1 protein-coding gene and 2 pseudogenes are annotated in these 1,841 nt (G+C 30.4%); 1 reads left to right on the plus strand and 2 read right to left on the minus strand.

Annotated features, from left to right (window positions below; genetic code table 11):
- Nucleotides 1-160 (plus strand): annotated as a pseudogene (locus RMN92_RS10735) (glutamate--tRNA ligase); the annotation flags it as partial.
- 29 nt (nt 161-189) lie between these two features.
- On the opposite strand, the gene RMN92_RS10740 reads toward RMN92_RS10735, so the two are convergent.
- A complete protein-coding gene (locus RMN92_RS10740) occupies nt 190-1,587 on the minus strand; it encodes a hypothetical protein (protein WP_309609444.1) in 1,398 nt (465 codons plus the stop codon).
- 12 nt (nt 1,588-1,599) lie between these two features.
- Nucleotides 1,600-1,841: pseudogene (locus RMN92_RS10745) on the minus strand (hypothetical protein); the annotation flags it as partial.

Raw genomic sequence — 1,841 nt, forward strand, 5'->3', positions numbered from 1 at the left:
CTGGATGACACAAAATGAAATTGGAATGGGAAAAGTAATGCAGCCATTTCGTCTAAGTATGGTAGGCGCTTTGAAAGGTCCACATCTTTTTGATATTGTAGAATTAATTGGAAAGGGAGAAAGCATTATGCGATTGGAAAATGCAATTGCTACTTTATAAAAGAAAGTCTCGAATTAGCGGGATTTTTTTTATTCTCTAAAAAGTGTTACTTTGAAATAAGTTTTGTTATCCGATTCTAAAAGCCAAATTCCTTTTTTACTTAAAATAGCGTCATAATGAACTTCCGCTTTAAGGTTATTTTGAGTAATAAAATCATTAATTTTTTTATTGAAAGACATTGCTAATAATACATTCACATTTCCATACCTGTTTTTTAAAAGCCTACTACTCTCAAAAATTGATGTTCTTCTAAAAGACAAAGCCCCTTTTAAACCTTCGCGATGAGTTTCTTTAGATGCCTTGTCAACAAGGTTTCCGGTTTGTTTATCTATTACAAAAAGATTGTTGTATCTATCATCTGTGCCTCCATCAATCGAAAAAGCCAAAAGATTATCATTCAAGTATTCATTTATTTCAATGGTTGCTTCTATTAAATACCTGTCATTGTTAAAGCCTTTCTTATCATCGATTTCGAAAACCCTATTCCAAATCATCTCCCCTGTTTTTTTGAATTTAACCGCATAAAAGCCCTTTGGAGAAAGAGTTTTACTATCTCTAGTTACTCCAAATATATAAACGTCTTGAGTATCATCATCGATTAAATATTCATTGACGTCCATATTATTAAAGTAATTTAATGATGAACTAAAATCACACATTTCGTTTTCAATTCTTGATTTACTTCGTGTTGAAGCTGGAACAAGATTTGATGGTAATGAATAAGAATATTTAAAATTATTTATTATTTTACCCTCCAAGTCATACTGCGTCCTGTAAAGGTTACATGTGGCATTGCTAATATCATACAGTATTCTTTTAGTAACTATTTCAAAACTATTGTCGTCTATTAATCTTTTCTGAAATGCCAAATCAGATTCATTGGGTTTATCAGGATTAGCAAAACACTCGATATTTGGTTTCGTAACTTTTACCAGTTCTTCAATATTGCTGTTAATATCTCTTTTTTTACAAAAAATATCATCTTTCAAAAGATTTACTTTTATATTTCCTGTGGAATTTACTAATTCTAATTGGAACTTCTTAGTGAAGAAATTTAAATAAGGAAAACGGACGTGTTTCTTAATATATTCTTTTGAGGTGATATTATCTATTGCAAAATACTTATATCTATCGGCTATGTTGTTTTTTGCTTCGAAGATAGAAAATGCTTTCTCCGCAGTAGAAAAATTAAATCCGTCAAATTCATAATTATTTAAAATTACACTTTGATTCTGTTCTGAATCGATGAATAACAAAGAGGCTTTTTTGCTTTTATTATGACTACTTATAATTAACTTATTGGATTTTTTTAAATAACCACAATTTATCTCTTTAATACTATCTCCAAATTGTTTTTCAAAAACTGTTGTTTGTGCATTAAGCCCTAATCCCATTAAAATAGTTGCTGCTAAAATTAATCCTTTCATTTTTCTTGTTTTTTACAAATTAAAAATCACCTGAGCGTTTAGTGTTCCCAAGTTGCCTTTGAAACTGTCGCCGTTATTCAAAGCCTGCAAGCTCTCGTCCTTATTGAGTTTGTTTAAGAAATTAGTGAAGCCGTATTCATAAAAAAGCACTGCACGAATGTTCTTGTTCCCTGCAGAACCACCTAAATAAAAATTACCGCTTACAGGCGAAACGTCTACAATCTGTTTAGCTTTTAACAGTGTTCCATTTATAA

The sequence above is a fragment of the Flavobacterium sp. genome, from assembly GCF_031363805.1.
Taxonomy (GTDB): domain Bacteria; phylum Bacteroidota; class Bacteroidia; order Flavobacteriales; family Flavobacteriaceae; genus Flavobacterium.

Coding starts and splice junctions, on each gene's coding strand:
- RMN92_RS10740 (WP_309609444.1), bottom strand. CDS start 1,587: ATGAAAGGATTAATTTTAGCAGCAACTATTTTAATGGGATTAGGGCTT.